Genomic DNA, 24,110 nt, shown 5'->3' with positions numbered 1-24,110 from the left:
GTGAGAGAGACAGGTGTCATGCGTTGCCGAAGTCAAACCAGCCCGACCACCAGCGGTCCGAGCAGCGTCAGCAGTACGTTCGCGATCGCGTAGGTAATCGCGAACGGCACGGTCGGCACCGCGCTTTCCGCTTTGTCGAGTACGCCGCCGAATGCCGGGTTCGCACTGCGCGAACCGGATAGCGCGCCGGCGAGGATCGCCGCATTGTTGTAGCCGAGCACGTAGCGGCCGAACAGCATCGTCAGCAGCAGCGGCACCATCGTCACGACCACGCCCAGCAGGAAGATCGTCACGCCGCTTTCCTTCACCGTGACGACCGCCTGCAAGCCCGAGTTGAGCCCGACCACCGCGACGAACGCGGCGAGCCCGAAGTCCTTCAGCAATTGCGATGCGGCCGGCGGCATCACGCCGTACATCGGATGCTTGCCGCGCATCCAGCCGAACACGAGGCCCGACAGCAGGCAACCGCCACCCGAGCCGAGCGTGAGCGGCACGCCACCGACGTTCACCACGACGAGGCCGATCAGCAAGCCAAGCACGAGACCCACGCCCATGTAGATGAAATCGGTCTTGATCGAATAAGGCAGTTCGTAGCCGGCGGCTTCGACGGCGCGCTTCGTGTCTTTCGCGGAACCGTAGAAGGTCAGCACATCGCCGTGCTCGAGCTGCGTATCGGGCAGCACCGGCACCGGCTGGCCGACCCGCGTCACCTCTTCGAGAAACACGCCGTGACGCAGATCGCGATCCACCGTTTCGCGCACATGGGCGATCGTCGTGTGGTTCAAGCCTTTGCGCGTGAAGACGGCCTGGCGGGTCTGCATCACCAGCGCGACGTCGCGGGTATCGGCCACTTCCGGTCCGATCAGCGGCGCGATGCCGACCATACCCTCGCGGCGCCCGACCACCAACACCACGTCGCCTGCGGCCAAGGTGAGGTTCGCTGCCGGATCGAGCGCTTTGCCGGCGCGATGGATGCGTTCGATCGTGATCAGATCCTGCTGGGACACTTCGAGCTCGGCGAGCGTGCGCCCCGCCGCGTGCTCGACGCGAAACGCGCGCCCGACCAGCTCCGGCAGCGCGGCGAGCTGTCCGGGGCCGCGCACCGATGCACCGCCCGACAGCGCCTGTTCGGCATCGAGCGACGCCTCGCGTAAGCCACGGCCCATGAACTTCGGCAGGATGTTCACGCACACGATGATCGCGCCGAGCGAACCGAACACGTAGGTCACCGCATACGCGATCGCGACATCCGATTGCAGCGTTTTGGTCTCTTCGGCGGACAGGCCCAGGCGCGCGATCGCATCGCCCGCAGTGCCGATGATGGCCGACTGCGTCAGCGCGCCGCCCGCCAGCCCGGCGGCGAGGCCCTTGTTCAGATGGAACAGCTTCGCGCAGATCAGCACCGTGATCAGCGCGACCACCGCCATGAACACCGCCATCGCGATTTCGCGCAAGGTCTTGCGGTTCAGCGAGTTGAAGAAGCCGGGCCCGGAGTCGTAGCCGACCGCGTAGATGAACACCGCGAACATCACCGCCTTCACGCCGTTGTCGATCGTCACGCCCGCCTGGCTGATCACCACCGCGGCAAGCAGCGAGCCGCCGACGCCGCCCAGCTGGAATTTGCCGAAGTTGATCTGGCCGATGAAATAGCCGGCCGCCAGCGCGAGAAACAGCGCGATTTCAGGGGATTTCTGGAAGATGTGGTGTAGCCAGTCCATCGGCAGGTCTCTCGTTGAAGTACCGCACGACTTGGAAGTTGCGCATCGCGTGCGTCGGCACGCGGCCTGTGATGAAGATGAAGCTGTGCGCAGCCGGTGTTGCGTATTACCTTGCGTATTACGTTGCGCAACGCGCTGCGTAGGCATCGGCACACACGCCGACGCAGCATCGGGGCCTCGCCCGCTGCGCTGCGCGGCGCTATCCGAACTTACCGGCCAGCCCGACCACGATCGGCCCCATCAGCGGCAGCAGGATGTTCGACAGCGCATATGTAATCGTGTAGCCGATCACCGGCGTGGAATTGCCGGCCACACCGGTGAGCGCGCTGATCGCCGGCGTACTGCACTGCTGCCCGGCGATCGCGCCGAGCAGCATCGGCGCGTCGAGCTTGAGAAACACGCGGCCGATCCACAGCGATAGCAGCCCGGGCACCAGCACCATCAGAATGCCGACCAGCGGCAGCGCGAGACCGTATTCGCGCACCAGCCTGATCGCATCGGGCCCGGCCGACAAACCGACCGCGGCAATGAAGGTGGCGAGGCCAAAGTCCTTCAGGATCTGCGCGGCCGCGGAAGGCAGCGAGCCGACCAGCGGATGGCGCGAGCGAACCCAGCCGAACAGCAGCCCCGACAGCAGACAGCCGCCGCCCGTGCCGAGCGCGAGCGACACGCCGCCCACCGTGCCGCTGAGATGCCCGAGCGCCATGCCGATCAGCACGCCGAGGCCGAGGTAGACGAAGTCGGTCTTCTGCGTCGGCACCAGCTCATAGCCGAGCCGCTTGATGCCGCGCGCGACGTCCGGTTTCGCACCGACGATGGTCAGCACGTCGCCGCGGTTCAGCACCGTGCCGGGCAGCGCCGGAATGCGCGCATCGAGCCGGTTCACCGCGGCGATGTAGACGCCGCGCCCCTCGGTGCGCGACGCCTGCTCGCGCACCTGCGCGATCGACTTGTTGTGCAGGTCGCTGCGCGTCAGCACGACGTCGGCGCGTTGGCCCAGCACCACGTCGAAGCTGTTGCCGCTCACTTCGTCGCCGATCTGCGGCGCCGCTTCGACGATCGCCGCGCGCCGCCCGCACACCAGCACCAGGTCGCCGGCTTCGAGACGCGCCGCGGGGTCCGCATCCATCAACACGCCACCGCGTTCGATCTGCTCGATGGTCAGGTTGTTGCCGTACTGCTGCTCGAATGCGCCGATCGTCACGCCTGCAGCCGGTCCGACCCGAAACGCGCGGCCCACCAGTGCCGGCGCCGCGAGCCGCTGCCCTTCGTCGAGCGCATCGCCGCCGCCCAGTTCGCGCCACACGCGCTCTGCTTCGGCACGCAGGTTGATGCGCAGCATCAACGGCGCAATCTGGCTCGTGAACAGCACGATCGTGATAAGACCAAACAGATAGCTGACGCTGTAAGCGGTGACGATATTGGCCTGCTGTCGCAGCGTCTCGGCTTCGCCCAGACCGAGCCGGCCGAGCGCCTCCGACGCGGTGCCGATCACCGCCGATTCGGTAACCGCGCCCGCCAGCAAACCGGCCGCGGTACCGGCATCGAGATGCATCAGGCGCACCGCGAGCATCACCAGCACCAGCACAGCGACGATCTCGACGATCGACAGCAGCCCATAGCGCCAGCCGCGTCCGATGTTGGCGAAGAACTGCGGGCCACCGGTAAAGCCGAGCGCGAAAATAAACAGCGCAAACGCAATGTTCTTCAGATCCGGGGCGATGCGCGCGCCGCTCTGGCCGAGCACCAGCGCGACGATCAGCGTGCCGCATACGCCGCCCAGCTGGATCGGGCCGACCCGAAACGAACCGATCAGGTAGCCAAGCGCAAGGCTGATGAATAACGCAATTTCCGGTTGAGACTTGAGCAATTCAGCGATCATTTTCCATTTCCGGGAATCACCGATCGATTTCGCAAGTTTCTTAACGGCCGTTGAGAATTAATCAGAAATCATCACGCCCATTTAATAAAATAGGCATGAGCGCACACAGCCGGTATGGCGCGACGCAACAGTTACGTATTGATGCGCGAAACCGGCCTGGCGTGGCTCGAGGCGAGCAGCCGGCGACGCAAGCTGCAGGCGGCTTTCAGCCGCTTTCGGTATGGCAGGTAGACATCGCTTCCTCGTCAGGTTGCAGAACCACGTCGGGACCGCGAATCAGGCGGGCGGCCTTTCCCGTCCATCGAATCTATGCGGAATCTATCGAAGTGATTCCGTGGCGCCATGAGGTGGAACTCGAGTTGAACTCGGGTTGAACTTTTCACTAGCGCGAAACGCTGATGCCGTTTTAATAAATATTGTAATTGGGCACGACTGTCAATATTATTTTTGGGCCGGAGCACACCCGGCAAACCGCTGTCGTCCAGCGCCGTCCGGTTCGGCCGCGCGCATACAAGACACATTGTCATGAACCAGATCTATGCGATGCGGGTGTTTGTCAGAGTGGCCGAAATGCAAAGCTTCCGGCTCGCGGCGCAACAACTGCAGGTATCGAATGCACTCGTCACACGGTTGATCGTCACGCTCGAAGCCCATCTGCAGGTCCGTCTGATCAACCGCACGACACGCAACCTGGCGCTGACCGAAGCAGGTGTGCTCTATCTCGAAGGCTGCCGCGCCCTGCTCGAAGAACTCGATTGTCTGGATAGCGCCGTCGCCTCCGGCGAGCGCGAGCCGGGCGGCCTGCTGCGCGTCACCGCGACAGGCGCGCTCGCGCCGCAAATGCTGGCGCTGCTGGTCGAGGGTTTCCGCATGGCTCATCCGAAGATCAAGGTGCAGCTCACCGTCGCCGAGCAGTTTGCGAGCTTTGTGGACAATAGTTGCGATGTCGGCATCGTCAGCGCGTTCGATGCGCTCGGCGTCGGGGTCGACTGTGCGGAGATGCTGCTTGAAACCCAGGCGTTCGCAGTATGCGCGACGCCCGCGTGGCTCGCCAGACATGGCAGCATCGCCAGCCCGGAACAGCTGGCGCAGCACCCGTATATCGCGTTGTCCGTCGCGCAGCGCAGCCAGGCATGGCGCTTCGCACAGCCCGGCCGCGACACGCGGGTAGTCACGCTCGAACCGGTATACACGGCCAACAGCGCGCCGCTCGTGCTGCTGGCGGCGCTCGCCGGCCTCGGCATTGCGGTGCTGCCGGCGCAACTCGTCGCCGGCGCCTTGCAAGCCGGCGCACTCGCGCGGTTGTTGCCCGACTTCACGATCGACGACCCGCATACGCGCGTATCGCTCGTCTATCCACGCCGCCAGCACCTGCCGGCGCGCACGCGCGCGTTCGTCGACTTCGCAGTCGAGCACGCCGCCGGCCAGGCCGTGCGAGCCGCCCAGCCCGAAGCCGCCGATTCTCTGGATGCTACGCCGCAGGTGTAGCGGCACGCATGCGCGACGTTTGCGATAGGTGGCGGTCCGGCGCCCCGGCGACCGGTAGCGGCAGGAAACGATAGATAGCGATCTGCAGCAAAGATTTGCAGCAAAGCATCACTTTCGGGAGCAGCAATGCGCATGATCCTGTTCAGCAGCCGGCAGTATGACTACGACACATTCAAGGAAGCCAACGCGACATTCGGTTATGACCTGCATTTTCAGGAGTCTTATCTCGACGGCGATACCGCCGTGCTCGCGCACGGTTACGAGGTGGTCTGCCCGTTCGTCAACGACACGCTCGATGCCGCCGTGCTGGACCGGTTGCGCAACGGCGGCACACGCCTGATCGCGCTGCGCTCGGCCGGCTTCAATCACGTCGATCTGGCCGCAGCGAAGCGCCGCGGCATCGCCGTCGTGCACGTGCCGGCTTACTCGCCGCACGCGGTGGCCGAGCATGCGGTGGGCCTGATCCTCGCGCTGAACCGGCGCTTGCCGCGTGCCGCGACGCGCACCCGCGAAGGCGATTTTTCGCTGAACGGGCTGCTTGGCTTCGACCTGTACGGCAAGACGGTGGGCATCGTCGGTACGGGTGTGATCGGTCGCGCCTTCGGACGCATCATGGCGGGCTTCGGCATGCAGATCGTCGCGTACGATCCGGGGCCGCCCGCCGATGAACTGCTCGCGCTCGGCGCGCGCTATATGCCGCTCGATACGCTGCTTGCCAGCGCCGATATCGTCAGCCTGCATTGCCCGCTGCTGCCCGCGACGCATCACATGATCGACCGTCACGCGCTTGCCAGGATGAAGCGCGGCGCGATGCTGATCAACACCGGCCGCGGCGGGCTGGTCGAAAGCAATGCGTTAGTCGGTGCACTGAAGACTGGCCAGCTCGGGCATCTCGGGCTCGATGTGTATGAAGAAGAAGCCGGACTCTTTTTCGAGGATCACTCGAATCTGCCGTTGCAGGACGATGTGCTGGCGCGACTGTTGATGTTCCCGAACGTGATCGTCACTGCGCATCAGGCGTTCTTCACGCGCGAGGCAATGAACGAGATCGCGCAGACCACGCTCGGCAATGTCGCCGCGTGGCTGGCCGGCACGCCGCGCAATGTCGTCGAAGCGGCGGAGCGCGCCTGAGTGCTGTTCCATCGCATCGACATCGGGCGCGGCGGCATTACCGCCATCGCCAACGCCAACGCTAACGCCGGCACGGTCGCTAACGCCCGTCGCTATCGAGTTCGCGGATGCGCGCGATGTGCGCCTCCGCGGTGTCGTGCTGCGCGTCCCCGGACGCGCTGAAGGTGGTCATGCTCGGCCGTAGCGCAGTGCGTGCGTCATCCGGCGCGCCGCAATACTGACGCAGCAGCGCGGCTTCGCGCTCGTGCACTTCGACCGGCAGCCAGCGCGCGCCAGCCGAAGCCAGATAGCGCGCGCGATGCTGGCCGTTGCGAAACGCAACCACGCCTTCATGCTCGAGCGCGAACCAGCCCAACAGGCCCGGCGAGCGGCGCGCCGAGATCGTCACGTAAGGCATTTCAGGAATGCGCGCGTTGTCGGGATCGAGAAACTCGCGGATGCCGCGCACCTTGCCCATATGCCATTCGTGTACCGGGCGCAGCACGTAGTCGGTATCGTCGCGGTCCGCGCATTGCATCAGCTTGCGCACGTCGATCAGCACGACTTCATGGCGTGTGCCGTCGGTAGCGAACACCCGCTTCAAGCGCACGTGATCGTACGAAGCGTGGTCGTTAAGTGGGACGATCCACACGGGTTCGCTAACAGACGAGACAGAATTCGACATCGACGGCAGGGGCATAAGAGCAAACGTTGAGTGTCTCCTGCGTACGCGGTGCGAAGATGCCCGGCACGCTAATAGGAGATTACGCTACGAGTGGATTGTGAAAAGGCCGTGTCAGCAACGCAAGCGGTTTCGCAATGCTTGTGTGGCTTTTCAACCATGCCGTGCGCAGGCGATGCACGTCATATCGATGGAGACAGCAATGACCCCGGAAAGATTCGGCCCGCATGTGCGCATCGAGGCGATCGATGCGGTCGCAACCATCGTGCTCGAGCGGCCGGCGCGACGCAATGCAGTGGACCGGCCCACCGCCGATGCATTGCGCGCTGCGTTCGAACGATTCGAAGCCAATCGTGCATGGCGCATCGCGGTGCTGTTCGGTGCCGGTGGCACGTTTTGCGCGGGCGCCGATCTCACCGCACTCGACGACGATGCGCGCCGCAACGAATTGCATGCGGACGGCAGCGGCCCAGGTCCGATGGGACCGACCCGCATGATGTTGAAGAAGCCCGTGCTCGCGGCAATTGCGGGCCATGCGGTGGCGGGCGGTCTCGAACTCGCGGCGCTGTGCGATCTGCGGATCGCCGAAACGGATGCGGTGCTCGGCGTGTTTTGCCGGCGTGTCGGCATTCCGCTGATCGACGGCGGCACGATCCGCTTGCCGCGTCTGATCGGCATGTCGCGGGCCCTCGATCTGATTCTGACCGGACGCGCGGTAAGCGCCGACGAAGCGCTACAGTTTGGTCTGGTGAACCGTGTGGTGGCCAGCGGCACGGTACGCGCGGCCGCCGAGCAACTGGCCGCGGAACTCGCTGCATTACCGCAGGCGGCGCTGCTGGCGGACCGGCGTTCGGTCTATGAGCACAGCCTGCTCGACGATGTGAGCGAGGCACTGCGGCGCGAAGGCGCGCTTGGCTATCCGGTGGTGTTTAGCGAAGGGATGGCGGGCGCGGCGCGCTTCGCCGGCGGTGCGGGACGGCACGGAGATGCGCTTGAGCCGACGGACCCGTGAAGAAGACCGATGAATAGATTCGTCGTACAAGCCCGCGCGTCGCACGCCAGCAGCCCAGATACGCCAGCACTTCCGTGCGCTGCGTACAGCCACACATCCGTTCGCATTCAACGAAAAACAACAACACTCCTTACATTGTGCCGCGCCCGCCAATTGGCTTAGGTACAATCCCCTACTGATTTTCCCGTACCGATGCCCGCCTTCTGCGAGCCGCATTCCATGCAATGCGGCCCGTAACGCGCAGGGCGCCTCGCCTTGCGTCTCCGATCATGCCCTTGCCCCTGCTCGCCTTAGCCGTTGCCGCATTTGGTATCGGCACTACCGAATTCGTCATCATGGGGCTGCTGCCCGATGTCGCGCGCGATCTCGCGGTGTCGATTCCAGCCGCCGGCATGCTGGTCTCCGCGTATGCGCTAGGCGTGACGATCGGCGCGCCGATCGTCGCGATTGCCGTGGCGAACATGCCGCGCAAGAAAGCCCTGATGAGCCTGATCGGCGTGTTCATCGTCGGCAATCTGCTGTGCGCGCTGGCCCCCACCTATGCCGTGCTGATGGCCGCGCGCATCGTCACCGCGTTCTGTCATGGCGCGTTCTTCGGCATCGGTTCGGTGGTGGCCGCCGGGCTGGTCGCGCCGAATCGCCGCGCCCAGGCCATCGCGCTGATGTTCACCGGCCTGACGCTGGCCAACGTGCTCGGCGTGCCGCTCGGCACCGCGCTCGGCCAGGCAGTCGGCTGGCGCGCCACCTTCTGGGCGGTGACCGGCATCGGCATCCTCGCGGCCGCGGCGCTCGCCGTTTGTCTGCCGGCGCGCATCGAGATGCAGAAGGCCAGCCTGCTGCACGAATTCAAGGTGCTGAAAAACCCACAGGTGCTGATGGTGCTCGGCACCAGCGTGCTCGCTTCGGCCAGCCTCTTTTCGACCTTCACGTACATCACGCCGATTCTCGAAGACGTCACCGGTTTCACACCGCATGCGGTCACGCTCGTGCTGCTGCTGTTCGGGCTCGGTCTGACGGTCGGCAGCACGCTCGGCGGCAAGCTGGCCGACTGGCGGCCGGTGCAGTCGCTGCTCGCGTTTCTGCTGGCGATCGTCGCGATTCTCGTGGTGTTCGCCGCAACGATGCATGCGGCCATGCCGGCGCTGATCACCGTGTTCCTGTGGGGCGTGCTCGCGTTCGCGATCGTGCCGCCGTTGCAGATGCTGATCGTCGATCGCGCAAGCCATGCGCCGAATCTCGCGTCTACGTTGAACCAGGGTGCGTTCAATCTCGGCAATGCGACAGGTGCGTGGCTCGGCGGCATGGCGATCGGCGCCGGCGCGCCGCTGACTTCGCTGCCGTGGGTCGGCGTGGCGACCGCGTCGGGCGCGGTGGCGCTGACGCTGTGGTCGGTGTCGCTCGAGCGGCGGACGCGCGTGGCGCTGCCGGGCTAAGACGTCTCCACGCGGCGCGGCGCGGCGCCGCACATGACGCCGTAGTAGCATCTCGCCCGATGAAAGTCGTCTTCTCTCGCGATTTTGTCGCGCTCATTCTCAGTGTCGCCGTGGTCGGACTCGGCAGCGGCGCCACGCTGCCGCTCACCGCGCTCGCCCTCACCCAGGCAGGCTACGGCGCCGATATCGTCGGCCTGCTGACGGCTGCCCAGGCAGGCGGCGGCCTCGTCGCTGTGCCGGTCGCCGGCTGGATCGCCGCGCGTTGTTCCGCACGCACGGTGATTACCGGCGCGATGCTGGTGGTGGCGTTCGCCACCGCCGCGATGCAGTTCACGTCGAGTCTCGCGCTGTGGGCAGTGTTGCGCGTGCTGTGCGGCGCCGCGCTGATGTTGCTCTTCACGGTCGGCGAAGCGTGGGTCAACGAACTCGCCGACGATGCGTCGCGCGGCCGTGTCGTCGCGATCTACGCAACCAACTTCACGTTGTTCCAGATGAGCGGGCCGGTGCTGGTGAGCCGCATCGCACCGTACGCGGAGTGGCGCTTCCTGCTGTGCGGCGCGATCTTTCTCGCCGCGTTGCCGCTGTTGGCGTTGATCCGCGTGACGCCGCAAGGCGCGCGCAACGCCGAGCCGCACGACAGCTGGCGCCGCGTGCTGCCGAAGATGCCGGCGCTGGTGATCGGCACCGGCTTTTTTGCGCTGTTCGACACGATTGCGTTGTCGCTGATGCCGCTGTTCGCGATGGCGCACGGCATTCGTGCGGACATCGCGGTGCTGTTCGCGTCCGCGCTGCTGCTGGGCGATACGACGATGCAGATACCGATCGGCTGGCTGGCGGACCGGGTTGGCCGCGCGCGCGTGCATATCGGCGCCGCGCTGACGGTCGTGGTGCTGTTGCCGCTGTTGCCGTGGGCAGTACATCTACCGTGGTTGTGCTGGCCGTTGCTGTATGTGCTCGGCGCGGCGGCCGGTGCGATTTATACGCTGTCGATCGTCGCGTGCGGCGAACGCTTTCGCGGTGCGGCGCTGGTGTCGGCGAGTTCGCTGGTCGGTGCGTCGTGGAGTGCGTCGAGTTTCGCCGGCCCGCTGATCGCCGGCGCGTTGATGAAGCGCGTCGGCTATGACGCGGTGATTGGCGTGCTGCTGGCGAGCGCGCTGGCGTTTCTTGTTGCGGTGCTGTGGGAACGGCGGCGCGTCGACACCGGTGAAGCGCCAGCAGCTCGCTGACTGGTCCGGCGCTCGGGCTTTGCGCTGACGCGCTGATTGGCCCGACGCGCTCGCTTGGCGCACGCCGCACTGACCGGCCAACGCGCTCGCTTTACGCACGCCGCACTGACCGGCCGACGCGCTCGCTTTACGCACGCCGCACTGACCGGCCGACGCGCTCGCTTTACGCACGCCGCGCTGACCGGCCAACGCGCTCGCTTTACGCACGCCGCGCTGACCGGCCCGACGCGCTCCCCCTTTACACCTGCCGCGCCGGCAACACCTCGCCTGTGCAGGTCCCGAACCCCACCCGATACCCATCGCCCTGGCACCAGCCCGCCAGCGTCAGTTCATCACCGTCTTCGATAAACGCGCGCGTGCCGCCTTCGTTGAGCTCGAGCGGCTGTTTGCCGTTGTACGTCAGCTCGAGCAGGCTGCCGTACGAATCCGCAGTCGGCCCGCTGATCGTGCCCGAGCCCATCAGGTCGCCGACCCGCGTGTTGCACCCCGACACCGTGTGATGCGCAAGCTGCTGCGCCATCGTCCAGTACATGTGGCGGAAATTCGTGCGCGCGATGGTCGTCGCTGCGCGTGCCGTGCGCGCGCGCAAGCGCACTTCCAGTTCGATGTCGAAAGCGTGCGCGCCGTCGTGCCGCAGATACGCGAGCGGCTGCGGTTCCTGCACCGGCTGCGCGACGCGGAACGGCTCCAGCGCGTCGAGCGTGACGATCCACGGTGAGATCGTGGTGGCAAAGGTCTTGGCATTGAACGGCCCGAGCGGCACGTATTCCCATTGCTGGAAATCGCGCGCGCTCCAGTCGTTGAGCAGCACCATGCCGAAGATATGCGCGTGCGCGTCCTCGCATGCGATCGGCTCGCCCAGCGCGTTGCCGCGGCCGACGATAAAACCCGTCTCCAGTTCGATGTCGAGCTTGCGGCACGCGCCGAACACCGGACGTTCGGCGTCCGGCAGCTTGATCTGCCCATTCGGCCGGCGCACCGGCGTGCCGCTCACCACCACCGACGAAGCCCGTCCGTTGTAGCCGATCGGCATCTCCAGCCAGTTCGGCAGCAGCGCGTTTTTTGGATCGCGGAACATCGAGCCGACGTTGGTCGCGTGCTCCTTCGACGAGTAGAAGTCGGTGTAGCCCGGAATCGCGATCGGCAGATGCAGCGTCGCCGCGGCTTGTGGCACGAGCGCGCGGCTGCGCAATGCGGCGTCGTCGCGCAGGGTGGCGGTATCGCGCGCCAGCAGTGCGCTCAGTTGAATTCGTACGCTGCGCCACACATCGCGGCCCAGCGCGATGAAGTCGTTCAGCGTGTCGCGCGCAAACACACCGCGTGCTGCGCCCTGCGCTACGGGCAGCGCAATCAGTCCCGCGCTCTCCAGCACCGCCAGATCGACGATGCTGTCGCCAATCGCGACACCCGCGCGCGGCGCCGGATTGCCCGCATCGCTGAAGATGCCGAACGGCAGGTTCTGGATCGGGAAGTCACAGGCTGCGTGATTCGCCGCGTCCAGCCAGCTGCGGCGCGACGCATCGACGGTGGCGCGCAGTTCGCTTTGCAGCGTGTTTTGCATCGGGTTCGACAGTTCGCTTGCCACGCTCATTGCTGCTCCGGGTTGAAGTGTTTGGTCAGGCCTTGCCAGCACTGGTAGTAGTTCGCCTGCAGTTGCGCGGTCTCGAGCGCAAAGCGCGTCGGCCGGATCAGCGTGCGCGTTTCGAACATGAACGCCATCGTGTCGCCGACCTTGTGCGGCTTCGACGTATCGCTGTGCGAAGCCTTCTCGAAGGTGTCCGCATCCGGGCCGTGGCCCGACATGCAGTTGTGCAGGCTCGCGCCGCCCGGCATGAAGCCCTCGGCTTTGGCGTCGTACACGCCGTGCACCAACCCCATGAACTCGCTCGCGACATTGCGGTGAAACCATGGCGGGCGGAACGTGTCTTCAGCCGCCAGCCAGCGCGGCGGGAAGATCACGAAATCGAGCGTGTCGACGCCCGGCGTGTCGCTCGGCGCCTGCAACACCAGAAAGATCGACGGGTCCGGGTGGTCGTAGCTGATCGAGCCGATCGTGTTGAAGCGCCGCAAGTCGTACTTGTACGGCGCGTAGTTGCCGTGCCACGCAACCACGTCGAGCGGCGAATGATCGATGTCCGCGCGCCACAGGTGGCCGTTCAGTTTCGCGACCAGTTCGAACGCGCCTTCGCGGTCTTCATAGGCGGCGTGCGGCGTCAGGAAATCGCGCGGGTTCGCGAGCCCGTTCGAACCGATCGGGCCGAGATCAGGCAAGCGCAGCAGCGCGCCGAAGTTCTCGCAGATATAGCCGCGCGCGGCGCCGTCAGGCAGCGTCACCGTAAAGCGCACGCCGCGCGGAATTACCGCGATCTCGAACGGCTCGAGCTCGAGCTTACCGAGTTCGGTCGCGATCGATAGACGCCCTTGCTGCGGCACGATCAGCAGCTCGCCGTCGGCCGAGTAGAAGTAGCGGTCCTGCATCGAACGGTTGGCCGCGTACAGGTGGATCGCGCAACCCGTCATCGTGTCGGCGGAGCCGTTGCCGGCCATCGTCACCCAGCCGTCGATGAAATCGGTCGGCTCGCTGGGCAGCGGCAGCGGGTCCCAGCGCAGCTGGTTCGGCGGCGTCGGCGGCACCTCGGCGAAGTTCGCGACGAGCCGCTGCGACGGCAGCGCGGTGAACGGCTGGTGGACCGCGGCCGGACGGATCCGGTACAGCCACGAGCGGCGGTTGTGCGCACGCGGCGCGGTGAATGCGGTGCCCGACAGCTGCTCCGCGTAAAGCCCGTACGCGGCGCGCTGCGGCGAGTTGCGCCCGTGCGGCAACGCGCCGGGCAAGGCCTCGGTCGCGAATTCGTTCGCGAAACCGGACTGGTAGCCCGCGTCGATTTCGCGTCGCATCGATGGTTCCATGCTGTTGCTCTCCGTTGAATGGCCGATCGGCCGACGCATGCGCACAAGCCCTCGCAACGCGTCGTCGAGAATTTACGTATGGTAAAACTAGTTACGATTAGTGAAATTAACGTAAACCCGAATACAGCCCCAATTCCCAGGGTTTCCAAAAATGCATATGAGCATTTGGGTGGTCGGGATTTCGCGGTCGCTGTTACCATCGATGTGTGCGGTTTCGGCCGCGAAATTCGAGCGCGACCCATCGCACCACCGGCCCCCATGATTCCGTTGAACGTGTCTGACCTCGTCGCCCGGGCGTCGAGCCACCCTTTTCTCGGCGAGCATCTGCGCATGGGCAGCGGTCTGCGCAGCGACCATGCAGTCGCGCACTATGCGAACTTCGAGATCGGCACGGCCTACGAGCCGATTTTCGACATCAGCGTGCACGCGCTCGCGCAGTCATTGTCGGCGGCGCCGGAAAGCGTGGACCGCTTCGGCGATGAGCTCGGTTTTCAGGCAGTGACGCAGCAACTGGACGGCCTGCAGACCGACACCTTCGATCCGTTCGAACACGTGACCGAAGACCAGCAACTGGTGGCGCTCGACCGGATGTCGCGCGCCATGCACGCGATCAACTTCTTCGGCGCGCAGCGGCATGGGCTGCTATTTCTGCGCGTGCACGAGCGGCTGCTGAAGAGCGTGCGCTACGACCACGGGCGGCATTTCTCGACAGTGCTGATTTCGTTCGGACTCAATCCTTCGCGCATCGTGATCGAGCTGCCGGCTGCGGCTGTCGCGCATCGAACCTTTCTCGGTTATCTGACGAAGAGCTACCAGCACTACGGCTTCAAGGTGGCGGGGAATCTGCCGAACGCGGGGCAAATCCTGTCGGTGTCCGATATGGCGCGGCTCGACTTCATCAAGATGGACGCGGGCTCGGCGCTGCGCGATGCGATGGTCAAACCGCTGGTTGGGTATGCGAACCGGCTGCGTATTCCGCTTATTTTCAGCCGGGTGACGACGGAAGCACAGTTCGAGCTGCTGCAGCAGTACGACGTGCGTTTCGTGCAGGGGCCGCTGTTTTCGATTAATGAGAATCGGGCTGCTTGAGGTGAGGTGACGGGGCGTCAGATGCCGGGCGCTTGCGCTGCGCGCGCCGCCGTATCGCCCAGGCGTTGCGCCAACGCGATCAGACGCGGCGCGACGCGCTCGCGAAACGTCTCCTCTCCCATCGACGACGCCGGCCCGCTGCAACTCAGCACCAGCCAGCGGCCGTCGCGCGGCTCGCGAAACGGCACCGCGACCGCATTCACATCGTCGTGCCACGCGCGAAACGAGTAACAGCAGCCTTGCGCGTCGAACGCGTCGATCTCGACGCGCGCTTCGTCGGCCAACGCCGGCCCCGCTTGCCCCGCCGCCTGCATCAATTCTTCGAGCAGCGTCGCGCGCGCGTCGCGCGGCTGCACCGCCAGATACGCACGCCCCATCGAACTGGTCAGCATCGACAGCTTCGAACCCGCCGCCAGCCCGAGCGTCAGCGCGGTTTCGCTGCGGATCGTCTCCAGGTACACCATGTCGAGCCCGTCGCGGCAGCCAAGCGACACGGCCGCGCCGACCTCGCGCGCAAACTCGCGCAGATGCGGCCGCGCCAGTTCGAGCGTATCGGTGCCCGACAGCAGCGCGAAGCCTAGCGACAACACGCCCGCGTCCAGCGCATATTTGCCGAGCGTTTCGTCCAGACGCAGATAACCCAGCACGGTCAACGTATAGGCGAGGCGGTTGACGGTCGCTTTCGGCAGCCCGGTGCGCTCGACGAAATCGCGGTTGCCGAGCAGCGTCTCGCCGGGCCGGAAAGCGCGCAGCAGATCGAGCCCGCGCGCCAATGCGACGACGAACTTGCGCTCGTCGATTGGGTTCGCATGGCTGTTTGCCTGTGCGGCCGCGTCGGCCGGAGGTGATTCCGGAGAATCGGCAGGGGTCGCTGCAGGAGGTGCGGTGCGCGGCATCGGATGCTACACTCGAAGTTCATTTGCAAAACATTGTTTCGCACAGCGGAACCTAAGTCAAGCCACAAATCACGTCCGTCACGTATTCAGGAGAAACCGCCATGGCCGCCGCGCAATTCAACTGGGAGGATCCGCTGCTCCTCAACCAGCAACTCACCGATGAAGAACGCATGGTGCGCGACGCCGCACAGGCCTACGCGCAAGACAAGCTCGCGCCGCGCGTGCTCGACGCGTTCCGCCACGAGAAAACCGATGCGGCGATCTTTCGCGAGATGGGCGAAATCGGCCTGCTTGGTCCGACCATCCCCGAGCAGTACGGCGGCCCGGGTATGAACTACGTGAGCTATGGACTGATCGCGCGTGAGGTCGAGCGGGTCGATTCCGGCTACCGGTCGATGATGTCGGTGCAGTCGTCGCTGGTGATGGTGCCGATCTACGAATTCGGCACGAACGCGCAAAAAGAAAAATATCTGCCGAAGCTCGCGAGCGGCGAATGGATCGGCTGCTTCGGTTTGACCGAGCCGAATCACGGCTCCGATCCGGCCGGCATGGTCACGCGCGCGAAGAAGGTGAACGGCGGCTATTCGCTGTCCGGCTCGAAAATGTGGATCACCAATTCGCCGATCGCGGACGTGTTCGTCGTGTGGGCCAAGCTCGAGGAAGACGGCAAGGACGAGATTCGCGGCTTCATTCTCGAGAAAGGCTGGAAAGGGCTCAGCGCGCCGGCGATTCACGGCAAGGTCGGGTTGCGCGCATCGATTACCGGCGAAATCGTGCTCGACGAAGTGTTCGTGCCGCAAGAAAACCTGATGCCCGATGTGAAAGGCCTGCGCGGCCCGTTCACCTGTCTGAACTCGGCGCGCTACGGCATTGCGTGGGGCGCGCTCGGCGCCGCCGAAGCCTGCTGGCATTCGTCGCGGCAGTACGTGCTCGACCGCAAGCAGTTCGGCCGGCCGCTCGCCGCGAACCAGTTGATCCAGAAGAAGCTAGCCGATATGCAGACTGAAATCACGCTCGGCCTGCAAGGCGTGCTGCGCCTCGGCCGCATGAAGGACGAAGGCACCGCGGCGGTTGAGATCACGTCGATCATGAAGCGCAACTCATGCGGCAAGGCGCTCGATATTGCCCGCATGGCGCGCGATATGTTGGGCGGCAATGGGATTTCCGACGAGTTCGGCGTCGCGCGGCATCTGGTGAATCTGGAAGTGGTCAACACTTACGAAGGCACGCACGATATTCATGCGCTGATTCTTGGTCGCGCGCAGACGGGGATTCAGGCGTTTTTCTGATCTGGATTCGCTTCGCGCTTGCTGGTGGCTTGCTGGTGAATAGTCGGTAAACCGCGGGCAACTCGCGCGCAACTCGCGGGCAAATTTAAGATTTGTCCAATTTGGTGGGGTGGATCGGTCGCTTAAGGTGTCGGCAGCATTTTCGTCGCGCGGCTTTGCTGGGTTCGAGGCAAGGTCTGCAAACGGAAGCCGCCGCACCGAACCGGAGATCCCCCATGCCCATGCGCGACACCACTGCTATCCGCCACGCCCAGCGCGGACTGAACGAATCGAGCTTTAGTCAGTTGGGCGCGCCGGTCTGCGACGGACCGGAAGGCGTGCGCTTCGACTTCAACTATGGCTGCCGCGTGCAGGTGCCCGTCGATGGCTGGCGCGTGCGGATGACCGATCTCGATACGCACAACATCGTGTTCGACGAGACGGTCGAAGCCGGCGTGCCGGTGTCGAGCCGGCGCAAGTATTTCGTGCGGATGCTGCTGCAGGTGTTCGACGGCACGCGCTGCGTGTTCGAGCATCCGTTCGACGCGGCCCGTAAGCCGGTACTGGTGCGCATCGCATCGGGGGCGCTCGGCGATTCGCTCGCGTGGGTGCCGGTAATCGACGCGTTTCGCGAACGGCACCGCTGCGATCTGCATGTGGTGCTGCCGCGCCATTTGCATCCGCTGTTTCGCGCGGGCTATCCGGGGCTGAGCTTTTTCGGCGAAGACGAGCTTGCGGCGCGCGCTGCAGCGACCACGGAGATGCCGGACTTCTATGCGACCTATCACGTCGGCCTGTTCTCCCCGTACGACGAACGCGACCACCAGCCGACCGATCCGCGGATCAGCAGCATGCAGGACGCCGCCGCATACATGCTCGGCGTGCCGCCCGGCGAACGGCGTCCGCGGCTGATCCTGGACGACGATGCACGGCGCATCGCGCAGCCTTACGTGTGCATCGCGACGCAAGCCACCGCGCAATGCAAATACTGGAACAACCCGCGCGGCTGGCCGACGCTGATCGCGCATCTGAACCGGCTCGGCTATCGCGTGCTGTGCATCGACCGCGACCGCGCGTATGGCCTGCCCGGCGCGCTGAACCACATGCCGGCCGGTGCCGAGGATTTCACCGGCGAGCGGCCGCTGCAAGAGCGCGCGAATCTGCTTGCACATGCGGATTTTTTTATCGGGCTGGGTAGCGGGCTATCGTGGCTCGCGTGGGCGGTTGGCACGCCGGTCGTGCTGATCAGCGGCTTTTCGCATCCGAAGACCGAGTTCGATACGCCGTGGCGCGTGATCAATTTCCACGCATGCAATAGCTGCTTTAACGACACTTCGTTCGAATTCGATCCGGACGACTTCAACTGGTGTCCGCGCCGGACGGACAAGGCGCAGCGGTTCCAGTGCACGTCGGCGATCAGTCCGGAATTCGTGATGCGGGCGGTGGATAGCCTGATCGACGAGCGGTGTCTGGCCTGAGGGGAATTGCTGAGGTAGCCTGGGTTGCTAGCGTTGAGGTTGCCGACGTTGCTGGCGTTGCTGGCCTTGCCGGCCTTGCGTCGGATGCCGCGTCGCATGACTGCGACGCGGCGGTCTTGCTACCACGCCTGCCTGCTTACTTGTTCGGCTGCGGCGTCATGCGCAGATACGGACGCAGTGCCTTGTAGCCCTTCGGAAACTTCTGCTTGATCAGCTCTTCGTCCTTCAGCGACGGCACGATCACCACGTCGTCGCCCTGTTTCCAGTTGCCCGGCGTAGCAACCTGATAGTTGTCGGTAAGCTGCAGCGAGTCGATCACGCGCAATACTTCATCGAAATTGCGGCCGGTGCTGGCCGGATAGGTGATGATCAGCCGCACCTTCTTCTTCGGATCGATCACGAACAGCGAACGCACCGTCAGCGTCTCGTTCGCATTCGGGTGAATCATGTCGTACAGTTCCGACACCTTGCGATCGCCGTCCGCCAGAATCGGAAAGCCGACGCTGGCCGCCTGGGTCTCGTTGATGTCCTTGATCCACTCGAGGTGCGACTTGGCATTGTCGACCGACAAGGCGATCGTCTTCACGTCGCGCTTGTCGAACTCGCTGGCAAGCTTCGCGGTCAGACCCAGCTCGGTCGTGCAGACCGGCGTGAAGTCGGCCGGATGCGAGAACAGCACGCCCCAGCTGTTGCCGAGCCATTCGTGAAATTTGATCGTCCCGATGCTCGAATCCTGTTCGAAGTCGGGGGCAATGTCGCCAAGGCGTAGGCTCATCAAAAGCTCCTTTGAAGTGTTTCGAGCGGCCCGCGCATCGGCGGCCGGCAGGTGAAAAGAATTAGAGCATAACGGACTCTACCTTCCGAAGTGAAAGAACTGCCCGTCACACACTTATGAGGTTTTGTAATTTTCGTCACGATAAGTGAAACTTAGCGGGTCAGATCAGGTTCCCGCCGCATAATAGTAGCCTGTGTCGCCCGTGGACGAGCCGGTGGACGCGCTGGTGGACAATGCGGGGCGTCGAGCTTTTGCGGTGGGCCTGTATCGCGGCCGACCGCGCTTGCGCCGCATGTGTCGTAGGCCTTGGCTGCATTTGTGCCAGGCTTGTGTCAACCTTCGCCGCGCTTCTGCCGTGTTTCCGCTGCGCGCTTTTCCAGGCTTATCGTGGCAAAGCTGCCGCGGCAGTTTGCCGCGAACGCCGGCGACGAGGCTCGCCATCGGCCGGGAACGGATTCTGCATGCTGGACTGCAGTCCGGCCGTGTCCGTCCACCGCGCTCGCCAGCGGCGGTTTCTTTAGTTACGATTCCACGCGTAACGTGCACGAAGGGAGCATTCAATGTCGGAAGTCAACAAGGAGAGATTGATGTCGGATATCAAAACAGTTCTCGCAGATGCTGAAGATCTGCTGAAGCAGGCCGCGAGCGCTACCGGCGAACGCGCTTCCGAACTTCGCGAGACCGCCCTCTCGCGGCTCAAGCAGGCGAAGGAAAAGGCAGCAGACGTGCAGGTCGTGGTCGTCGAAAAAGGCAAGAAGGCCGCGCGCGCGACCGACGACTACGTGCACGAGCACCCGTGGGCATCGATCGGCATTGCGGCCGGCGTCGGCGTGCTGGTGGGTTTGCTGATCAACCGCAAGTAACGTCAGCGCAGCCGCGAAAACGAATACGCACATGCTCGTGCCGCTGCATGCGGGCGCGAGCGTGGTAGCGACTGCAATGGCGATCGCAGCGAAAGCTGCTGCCACGTCTTTCGCGGCGGCCAGCACTACAGTCGAGCCCGGTGGCGCGTGATAAAACGCATCGCCGGTTACGCGACTGACATGAACCGGCCGGCGCGCGCGCCGTGCCGGGTCTTTCCAGCGCATCTCACGGGGTAACGCGCTTACGCCATGACCACCGATACCCAATCGCAGCGCGCAGACCGCAGCCCGGTACGCCGCATCCTCGGTTCGTTCTTCTCGATCCTGCAATCGCGGCTCGAGCTCATCGGCATCGAACTCGCGGAAGAGAAGGATCGCCTGCTCGCCGTGCTGTTTCTCGGGCTGGCGGCAATGATGCTGGCGATGATGGCGCTGATCGCGCTGACCGCACTGGTCGCGATCGCGTTCTGGGACACATACCGCTGGCAGGCACTGGCTGGCATTACGATCGTTTATGCGCTGGCCGCACTGGTGTGTGGGTTGCGTGCACGCAGCAGCCTGCACAATTCGCCGGCCGTGTTCGAGGCAACGCTGCACGAATTCGAGAAAGACCGCGAGACTTTCCGCAAGCATTCGAACTGACATGCCGATGCACCGACCGGCCGCCGGCTTTGTCGACACTTCTGACGCCCACGAGACGCTATGAGCCAAGTTCACTCCGATGCCGCTTTCCGCCGTCAACGTACGCGCGGCAAAGACCTGAGCACGCCGCAAATGCGGGCGCTGCGCAAGGAGTTGCTGATTGTGCGCGCGGAGGTCGAACGGATGGAGCTCGCCCAGGCGACGGTCGAACTCCGCCAGGCCGTTATTCATTTCAGCTGGCTCAAGTTCCTGGTACCCGGGTTCGCGAGCATGCGCTGGGGCGTGCGCGGCGCGGCTAACAAAGGGCTCGGGGCATTGCTGAAACAGTACCCGTTGCTGAGTTCGATCGCGTCGCTGCTGCTTGCCAAGCCGTTGCGCACCAGCGTGGCCGCCACCGCCAAGCCGGTGTTGAAATGGGGCAGCGTTGCGCTTGCCGCGTGGGAAGCGTACCGGATCTGGCAACAGGTGCGCCGCGAGACCCGCCGCGGGGGCAGTGCTGATGCTGGCAGCGGTGCTGGCGGCAAGGCGCGAGACGCGGATACCGGCAACTGACGGTACCGGCCGTACCGGCGGAATCAGCGGAACTGACAGAACCTGCAGATTACTGGCGCGCATTCCAGCAACTCCCTGAGTCCACCAGCAATGCCCCGCTGCCGGTCGCGCGGTTCGTGCGCGATCCGGTTGCGTCGAGCGCGAACGTGCCGCACGGGTCGTCGCGCATCGGGCCGGCGTCCGACGGCGTGGCGTGCAACGCATACCCACCATTGACGTCGTCGGCCGGCAGCACGTGCAGCCGATAGATTGGCGTGCCCGATTGCGGCGCCTGGTCGAGACCCGGCGGAAGTGTTGCAGTCTCGCCGCTGCGTGCGTTGATTTCGACGAACTGCGCCGCGCGGTACAGCGCCGACGCCGCGTCGGTACGATGCGCACGCATCACGTGGGTGCGATACGACGGCACCGCGAATGCGGCGAGCACTGCGACGATTGCGAGGGCGCTCACCAGTTCGAGGAGTGTGAACGCTTCGGTGTAAGGCTTCATGCGGGTTTCCGGTGTGGGTGGTGGTCGGTGGTGGTCGGTGTCTAGTCGCGACGATGCGTCAACGCAAAGGCGGCGGAAAACACGCTGGCCGCGTTTGCCAGGTCTATAACTGTGCGTGCGTCAGAACGGCCGCGCCGCGATGCGCCGCCAATGACGCTCGACGGCTCCGTCTTCGACGACCAGTTGCAATTGCAACCAGGCTTGCGACTCCTGCGTGCGGCCATAACCTCGCGCGGTGACGAGCCATGCCCGCGCGGCGGGACGCGACGACAAACGCCACGCTTCGACCAGACACCGCGGCGGCTGAACCGAACCGGACCAACGCACGACAGGCGCGATCGAGAAAGCGTCAAAGCTGGCGGCAAGCTTCCACCCAGTGGGCTCGCCGTCTGCCGAAAGCTGCGCAGCTGACACGGTTCCCGCGACAACGCCCTGTGCACAACGTTGCAACGCCGCGTCGGCTGCATGAAATGCACTCAGTTCATCGTGCAGATTCACTGCGCCGCGGGCAGCGGTGATCGATGCTTCGAACCACGCCGCGGAAGTTGCCAACATCATCGACGACAGGATCAACACCACCGGCAGGGCCGCACCACGCCTGCTGCGGCGGCTATGCGACCGACGGGCTTGCCGCTTGCGGTAACCGCCGCACCGATCCTGCAGGACACCGCCGCGCGCAGCATGTAATGCGCGATCGTTCATTCTTGACTCCGTTCGTTATCGACAATGTTGCGAATCGCGACGCGTCGCCAGAACGCCTGGCGAGCTCGCCGATCTGCGCCGATCGACGACACACCTTCGCAATCGACATAGCGGCCGGGCTGTGTATCGCGCATGCCACGCACCAGCACGCACAGATCGACCGCGACGATGCGGCTCCATTGCGCGGGCGCAAGCGCAGCCGCCTCTAACGGGGCCAGCGCGCCTGCCAGCCAATACCTGAAGCGCAGCCGCTCGACGCCCTCGACGAGCGGTTGCGAGGAGCCGACCTTGCCGCTTCCCTCGCAATACAGCTCGGGCTCACCAGTCGACCCACTTGCCTTGGCGTAAAAGCGGTTGACGACCGGCACTCCGGGTGCCGTGACAAGCACCTTGGCCACGCCCTGGCCAAGGCAGTCGGTGGACTGCCCGCTGATCGACGGCCATGTCGACACGGTGTCCGCAACGTAGCGAATCGCAATGCCGTCAGAGCGACCGGGCAGCGTTTCGCACGTCAGTCGCTCGTCGGCGCCGACCGGACGAGCGCCCGAGCAGCCGAACAGCGCCGCCTGACCGGAGGCGCCCAGCTGCAGGTCGTCCGCTGGCGTGAAGCCCGCCATCTGCAACTGCTGGCCGATCAACGTCAACGCCGTCATGCCGGCCTCGCGCAACTGCGCCGCATCGGTCGCATGCTGATACGTGGCCCTTTGCGACCGGTACAGCGAAACCGCGCCCGCCGTCACGACGAGCCCGAGTGCAACGGCGATCGTCAGCTCGAGCAGCGTGTGCCCGCGGATACTGGAAACGCGCCGCATCATTCTGCGAAGGCCAGTACGACACAGCCGGTATTGGCCGGTACCGCCACGTCGCCGCAGGGCACGGGCAGATCGATCACGTCGCCGCTGTGCGGCAGGTTCGCATGGACATCCCACGTCACCTGCACAATGGAAGCATCGCCGCCGACACCGCTCATCGACACGGCTCCGTGCGGCAGCAGGCTTGCGGCACGCGTCTGCCATTGCTTGAACGCGGCAGCGGCAGCCGCACCATCGCGCGACCCTGGACGCCGTGCTTCGATTGCTGCGTCGGCAATCAGCACAGCCTGCTCGCGCATTGCATTCGCGCGCGCATCGCGCGTCGCCCACAGTTGCGCGGCAAGCACACCGAGTGCCGTAACCGCGGTAAGGAGCACGGCCAACATCACCTCGAGCAAGGTCGTACCGTGCATGCGCGCTCTGCAATTGGCCTTCATGCTGCGGCTCCGCACGGGCCGGCAGAGATGCGCGCCCTGCCACCGGCTGCAATGCGGATACAGCGGCGCCAGTCGTCTCCCTGCGTGGCCTTCGAGCCGCTACGCGGCGCGAACTCGAAGCTGCGAAAGCTGCCGATGGTTTGGCCAGCAGGAGGCGTAAACGACAAATTGGTTAGTGCGCCGCTCACGCTGACCGCCGCAACTTCCGGCTGCACGCGCAGCGGCAGAAACACACCGGCCCGTTCGATCATCACCGCCCAACCGCACGACCAGTCGAGCACGCCTGAGCGGCAGGCCTGACCGGCCGCAAGACAGCGCCGGGCGGCATCGATGCGACATACGGTTACGCGCACACCGCGCCTGATCGCTTCGCTTCGTGCATAGGCCAGTGTGGAGAGCAGCGCATGCGCCCGCCCATCGACCTGATCGCGCACCTGCCACGCCACGAATGCGGGCGTAGCAAGCACGGCAATCACCGCCAGTAGCGCAATCACCACCAGCGTTTCGATCAGCGTGAAGCCACAGCGGGAATACATCGGCCAGAAATCGGTTTTCATCGTCGCCTTCCGTTTCAAACAGGAACGCGAGCAATCTACCGGTGCGCCAGTGCGCAAACAATCCGCCGAATGGCCAGGTGGCGGACGCAAG

The 24,110-nt window shown here is 64.9% G+C and carries 23 protein-coding genes; 11 read left to right on the top strand and 12 right to left on the bottom strand.

Going from position 1 to position 24,110, the window contains the following annotated elements:
• Positions 1-32 precede the first annotated feature (32 nt).
• Positions 33-1,718 (bottom strand): aspartate-alanine antiporter, encoded by a 1,686-nt coding sequence (gene aspT, locus ACYVNQ_RS27045; RefSeq protein ID WP_460906623.1) that lies wholly within the window; start codon positions 1,716-1,718, stop codon positions 33-35.
• A 199-nt stretch (positions 1,719-1,917) separates the two neighbouring features.
• Positions 1,918-3,600: an aspartate-alanine antiporter gene (gene aspT, locus ACYVNQ_RS27040; protein WP_460906621.1), complete on the bottom strand. Its 1,683-nt coding sequence runs from the start codon at positions 3,598-3,600 to the stop codon at positions 1,918-1,920.
• Positions 3,601-4,125: 525 nt separating this feature from the next.
• Here aspT (ACYVNQ_RS27040) and ACYVNQ_RS27035 point away from each other — a divergent pair.
• Positions 4,126-5,088, top strand: coding sequence for a LysR family transcriptional regulator (locus ACYVNQ_RS27035; protein ID WP_460906619.1), 963 nt, complete (start codon positions 4,126-4,128; stop codon positions 5,086-5,088).
• Positions 5,089-5,214: 126 nt separating this feature from the next.
• Positions 5,215-6,219: a 2-hydroxyacid dehydrogenase gene (locus ACYVNQ_RS27030; RefSeq protein ID WP_460906617.1), complete on the top strand. Its 1,005-nt coding sequence runs from the start codon at positions 5,215-5,217 to the stop codon at positions 6,217-6,219.
• A 79-nt stretch (positions 6,220-6,298) separates the two neighbouring features.
• Here ACYVNQ_RS27030 and ACYVNQ_RS27025 read toward each other — a convergent pair whose 3' ends face one another.
• A complete protein-coding gene (locus ACYVNQ_RS27025; protein WP_460906615.1) occupies positions 6,299-6,898 on the bottom strand; it encodes a plasmid fertility inhibition factor family protein in 600 nt (199 codons plus the stop codon).
• Between the two features lie 184 nt (positions 6,899-7,082).
• Here ACYVNQ_RS27025 and ACYVNQ_RS27020 point away from each other — a divergent pair, with 184 nt between their 5' ends.
• The 3 genes from ACYVNQ_RS27020 (at position 7,083) to ACYVNQ_RS27010 (ending at position 10,551) form a co-directional block, all read left to right on the top strand.
• Positions 7,083-7,892 (top strand): crotonase/enoyl-CoA hydratase family protein, encoded by an 810-nt coding sequence (locus ACYVNQ_RS27020; protein WP_460906613.1) that lies wholly within the window; start codon positions 7,083-7,085, stop codon positions 7,890-7,892.
• Between the two features lie 269 nt (positions 7,893-8,161).
• Positions 8,162-9,325 carry an MFS transporter gene (locus tag ACYVNQ_RS27015; protein ID WP_460906611.1) on the top strand — a complete coding sequence of 388 codons (1,164 nt, stop codon included), beginning with the start codon at positions 8,162-8,164 and terminating at the stop codon, positions 9,323-9,325.
• 59 nt (positions 9,326-9,384) lie between these two features.
• Complete coding sequence (locus ACYVNQ_RS27010) at positions 9,385-10,551, top strand: MFS transporter (protein WP_460906609.1); 1,167 nt, start codon at positions 9,385-9,387, stop codon at positions 10,549-10,551.
• A 238-nt stretch (positions 10,552-10,789) separates the two neighbouring features.
• Here the strand turns inward: ACYVNQ_RS27010 and fahA are convergent, their stop codons facing one another.
• Both fahA and hmgA read right to left on the bottom strand, forming a co-directional pair.
• A complete protein-coding gene (gene fahA / locus ACYVNQ_RS27005) occupies positions 10,790-12,142 on the bottom strand; it encodes a fumarylacetoacetase (protein WP_460906607.1) in 1,353 nt (450 codons plus the stop codon).
• On the bottom strand, positions 12,139-13,461 hold the full coding sequence (gene hmgA, locus ACYVNQ_RS27000; protein ID WP_460906605.1) for a homogentisate 1,2-dioxygenase: 1,323 nt from the start codon (positions 13,459-13,461) through the stop codon (positions 12,139-12,141). The genes fahA and hmgA overlap by 4 nt, the downstream gene beginning before the upstream one ends.
• Positions 13,462-13,719: 258 nt before the next feature.
• Here hmgA and ACYVNQ_RS26995 point away from each other — a divergent pair, with 258 nt between their 5' ends.
• Complete coding sequence (locus tag ACYVNQ_RS26995; protein WP_460906603.1) at positions 13,720-14,550, top strand: EAL domain-containing protein; 831 nt, start codon at positions 13,720-13,722, stop codon at positions 14,548-14,550.
• 17 nt (positions 14,551-14,567) lie between these two features.
• Here ACYVNQ_RS26995 and ACYVNQ_RS26990 read toward each other — a convergent pair whose 3' ends face one another.
• Complete coding sequence (locus ACYVNQ_RS26990; RefSeq protein ID WP_460906601.1) at positions 14,568-15,446, bottom strand: IclR family transcriptional regulator; 879 nt, start codon at positions 15,444-15,446, stop codon at positions 14,568-14,570.
• 101 nt (positions 15,447-15,547) lie between these two features.
• Here ACYVNQ_RS26990 and ACYVNQ_RS26985 point away from each other — a divergent pair, with 101 nt between their 5' ends.
• Complete coding sequence (locus ACYVNQ_RS26985) at positions 15,548-16,735, top strand: acyl-CoA dehydrogenase (protein WP_460906599.1); 1,188 nt, start codon at positions 15,548-15,550, stop codon at positions 16,733-16,735.
• Positions 16,736-16,950: 215 nt separating this feature from the next.
• Positions 16,951-18,192, top strand: coding sequence for an autotransporter strand-loop-strand O-heptosyltransferase (locus ACYVNQ_RS26980; RefSeq protein ID WP_460906597.1), 1,242 nt, complete (start codon positions 16,951-16,953; stop codon positions 18,190-18,192).
• Between the two features lie 136 nt (positions 18,193-18,328).
• Here ACYVNQ_RS26980 and ACYVNQ_RS26975 read toward each other — a convergent pair whose 3' ends face one another.
• Positions 18,329-18,967: a peroxiredoxin gene (locus ACYVNQ_RS26975; protein WP_460906595.1), complete on the bottom strand. Its 639-nt coding sequence runs from the start codon at positions 18,965-18,967 to the stop codon at positions 18,329-18,331.
• A gap of 560 nt (positions 18,968-19,527) precedes the next feature.
• On the opposite strand from ACYVNQ_RS26975, the gene ACYVNQ_RS26970 reads away from it, so the two are divergent.
• From ACYVNQ_RS26970 to ACYVNQ_RS26960, 3 genes are all read left to right on the top strand, one after another.
• Complete coding sequence (locus ACYVNQ_RS26970; protein ID WP_007584918.1) at positions 19,528-19,830, top strand: ElaB/YgaM/YqjD family protein; 303 nt, start codon at positions 19,528-19,530, stop codon at positions 19,828-19,830.
• A gap of 249 nt (positions 19,831-20,079) precedes the next feature.
• Positions 20,080-20,472: a phage holin family protein gene (locus ACYVNQ_RS26965; RefSeq protein WP_460906592.1), complete on the top strand. Its 393-nt coding sequence runs from the start codon at positions 20,080-20,082 to the stop codon at positions 20,470-20,472.
• A gap of 60 nt (positions 20,473-20,532) precedes the next feature.
• Complete coding sequence (locus ACYVNQ_RS26960; RefSeq protein ID WP_460906590.1) at positions 20,533-21,024, top strand: DUF3318 domain-containing protein; 492 nt, start codon at positions 20,533-20,535, stop codon at positions 21,022-21,024.
• Between the two features lie 49 nt (positions 21,025-21,073).
• On the opposite strand, the gene ACYVNQ_RS26955 is transcribed toward ACYVNQ_RS26960, so the two are convergent.
• The 5 genes from ACYVNQ_RS26955 to ACYVNQ_RS26935 all read right to left on the bottom strand — a co-directional run bounded on the left by ACYVNQ_RS26955 (position 21,074) and on the right by ACYVNQ_RS26935 (position 24,019).
• Positions 21,074-21,511, bottom strand: a complete 438-nt coding sequence (locus ACYVNQ_RS26955; protein WP_460906588.1) for a type IV pilin protein — start codon at positions 21,509-21,511, stop codon at positions 21,074-21,076.
• A gap of 120 nt (positions 21,512-21,631) precedes the next feature.
• Positions 21,632-22,213, bottom strand: a complete 582-nt coding sequence (locus tag ACYVNQ_RS26950) for a pilus assembly PilX family protein (protein ID WP_460906586.1) — start codon at positions 22,211-22,213, stop codon at positions 21,632-21,634.
• On the bottom strand, positions 22,210-23,028 hold the full coding sequence (locus ACYVNQ_RS26945) for a PilW family protein (RefSeq protein WP_460906584.1): 819 nt from the start codon (positions 23,026-23,028) through the stop codon (positions 22,210-22,212). Before ACYVNQ_RS26945 ends, ACYVNQ_RS26950 begins: the two co-directional genes overlap by 4 nt.
• Complete coding sequence (locus ACYVNQ_RS26940; protein WP_460906582.1) at positions 23,025-23,462, bottom strand: type IV pilus modification PilV family protein; 438 nt, start codon at positions 23,460-23,462, stop codon at positions 23,025-23,027. Before ACYVNQ_RS26940 ends, ACYVNQ_RS26945 begins: the two co-directional genes overlap by 4 nt.
• Positions 23,459-24,019, bottom strand: coding sequence for a GspH/FimT family pseudopilin (locus ACYVNQ_RS26935; protein WP_460906580.1), 561 nt, complete (start codon positions 24,017-24,019; stop codon positions 23,459-23,461). The genes ACYVNQ_RS26940 and ACYVNQ_RS26935 overlap by 4 nt, the downstream gene beginning before the upstream one ends.
• Positions 24,020-24,110: the final 91 nt, after the last annotated feature.

It is taken from the genome of Paraburkholderia jirisanensis, assembly GCF_054782355.1.
The sequence above is the reverse complement of the archived record's forward strand: the minus strand, read 5'-3'. Positions and strand labels throughout refer to the sequence as shown.

Bases quoted from the DNA above. Each gene is read 5' to 3' on its own strand.
- ACYVNQ_RS26960 (WP_460906590.1), top strand. From the start codon at position 20,533: ATGAGCCAAGTTCACTCCGATGCCGCTTTCCGCCGTCAACGTACGCGC.
- hmgA (WP_460906605.1), bottom strand. From the start codon at position 13,461: ATGGAACCATCGATGCGACGCGAAATCGACGCGGGCTACCAGTCCGGT.
- ACYVNQ_RS27025 (WP_460906615.1), bottom strand. From the start codon at position 6,898: ATGCCCCTGCCGTCGATGTCGAATTCTGTCTCGTCTGTTAGCGAACCC.
- ACYVNQ_RS27020 (WP_460906613.1), top strand. From the start codon at position 7,083: ATGACCCCGGAAAGATTCGGCCCGCATGTGCGCATCGAGGCGATCGAT.
- ACYVNQ_RS26980 (WP_460906597.1), top strand. From the start codon at position 16,951: ATGCCCATGCGCGACACCACTGCTATCCGCCACGCCCAGCGCGGACTG.
- ACYVNQ_RS27030 (WP_460906617.1), top strand. From the start codon at position 5,215: ATGCGCATGATCCTGTTCAGCAGCCGGCAGTATGACTACGACACATTC.
- ACYVNQ_RS26990 (WP_460906601.1), bottom strand. From the start codon at position 15,446: ATGCCGCGCACCGCACCTCCTGCAGCGACCCCTGCCGATTCTCCGGAA.
- aspT (WP_460906623.1), bottom strand. From the start codon at position 1,718: ATGGACTGGCTACACCACATCTTCCAGAAATCCCCTGAAATCGCGCTG.
- ACYVNQ_RS26955 (WP_460906588.1), bottom strand. From the start codon at position 21,511: ATGAAGCCTTACACCGAAGCGTTCACACTCCTCGAACTGGTGAGCGCC.
- ACYVNQ_RS26940 (WP_460906582.1), bottom strand. From the start codon at position 23,462: ATGAAGGCCAATTGCAGAGCGCGCATGCACGGTACGACCTTGCTCGAG.
- ACYVNQ_RS26950 (WP_460906586.1), bottom strand. From the start codon at position 22,213: ATGAACGATCGCGCATTACATGCTGCGCGCGGCGGTGTCCTGCAGGAT.
- aspT (WP_460906621.1), bottom strand. From the start codon at position 3,600: ATGATCGCTGAATTGCTCAAGTCTCAACCGGAAATTGCGTTATTCATC.
- ACYVNQ_RS26985 (WP_460906599.1), top strand. From the start codon at position 15,548: ATGGCCGCCGCGCAATTCAACTGGGAGGATCCGCTGCTCCTCAACCAG.
- ACYVNQ_RS26965 (WP_460906592.1), top strand. From the start codon at position 20,080: ATGACCACCGATACCCAATCGCAGCGCGCAGACCGCAGCCCGGTACGC.
- ACYVNQ_RS26995 (WP_460906603.1), top strand. From the start codon at position 13,720: ATGATTCCGTTGAACGTGTCTGACCTCGTCGCCCGGGCGTCGAGCCAC.
- ACYVNQ_RS26970 (WP_007584918.1), top strand. From the start codon at position 19,528: ATGTCGGAAGTCAACAAGGAGAGATTGATGTCGGATATCAAAACAGTT.
- ACYVNQ_RS27035 (WP_460906619.1), top strand. From the start codon at position 4,126: ATGAACCAGATCTATGCGATGCGGGTGTTTGTCAGAGTGGCCGAAATG.
- ACYVNQ_RS26975 (WP_460906595.1), bottom strand. From the start codon at position 18,967: ATGAGCCTACGCCTTGGCGACATTGCCCCCGACTTCGAACAGGATTCG.
- fahA (WP_460906607.1), bottom strand. From the start codon at position 12,142: ATGAGCGTGGCAAGCGAACTGTCGAACCCGATGCAAAACACGCTGCAA.
- ACYVNQ_RS26935 (WP_460906580.1), bottom strand. From the start codon at position 24,019: ATGAAAACCGATTTCTGGCCGATGTATTCCCGCTGTGGCTTCACGCTG.
- ACYVNQ_RS27015 (WP_460906611.1), top strand. From the start codon at position 8,162: ATGCCCTTGCCCCTGCTCGCCTTAGCCGTTGCCGCATTTGGTATCGGC.
- ACYVNQ_RS26945 (WP_460906584.1), bottom strand. From the start codon at position 23,028: ATGATGCGGCGCGTTTCCAGTATCCGCGGGCACACGCTGCTCGAGCTG.
- ACYVNQ_RS27010 (WP_460906609.1), top strand. From the start codon at position 9,385: ATGAAAGTCGTCTTCTCTCGCGATTTTGTCGCGCTCATTCTCAGTGTC.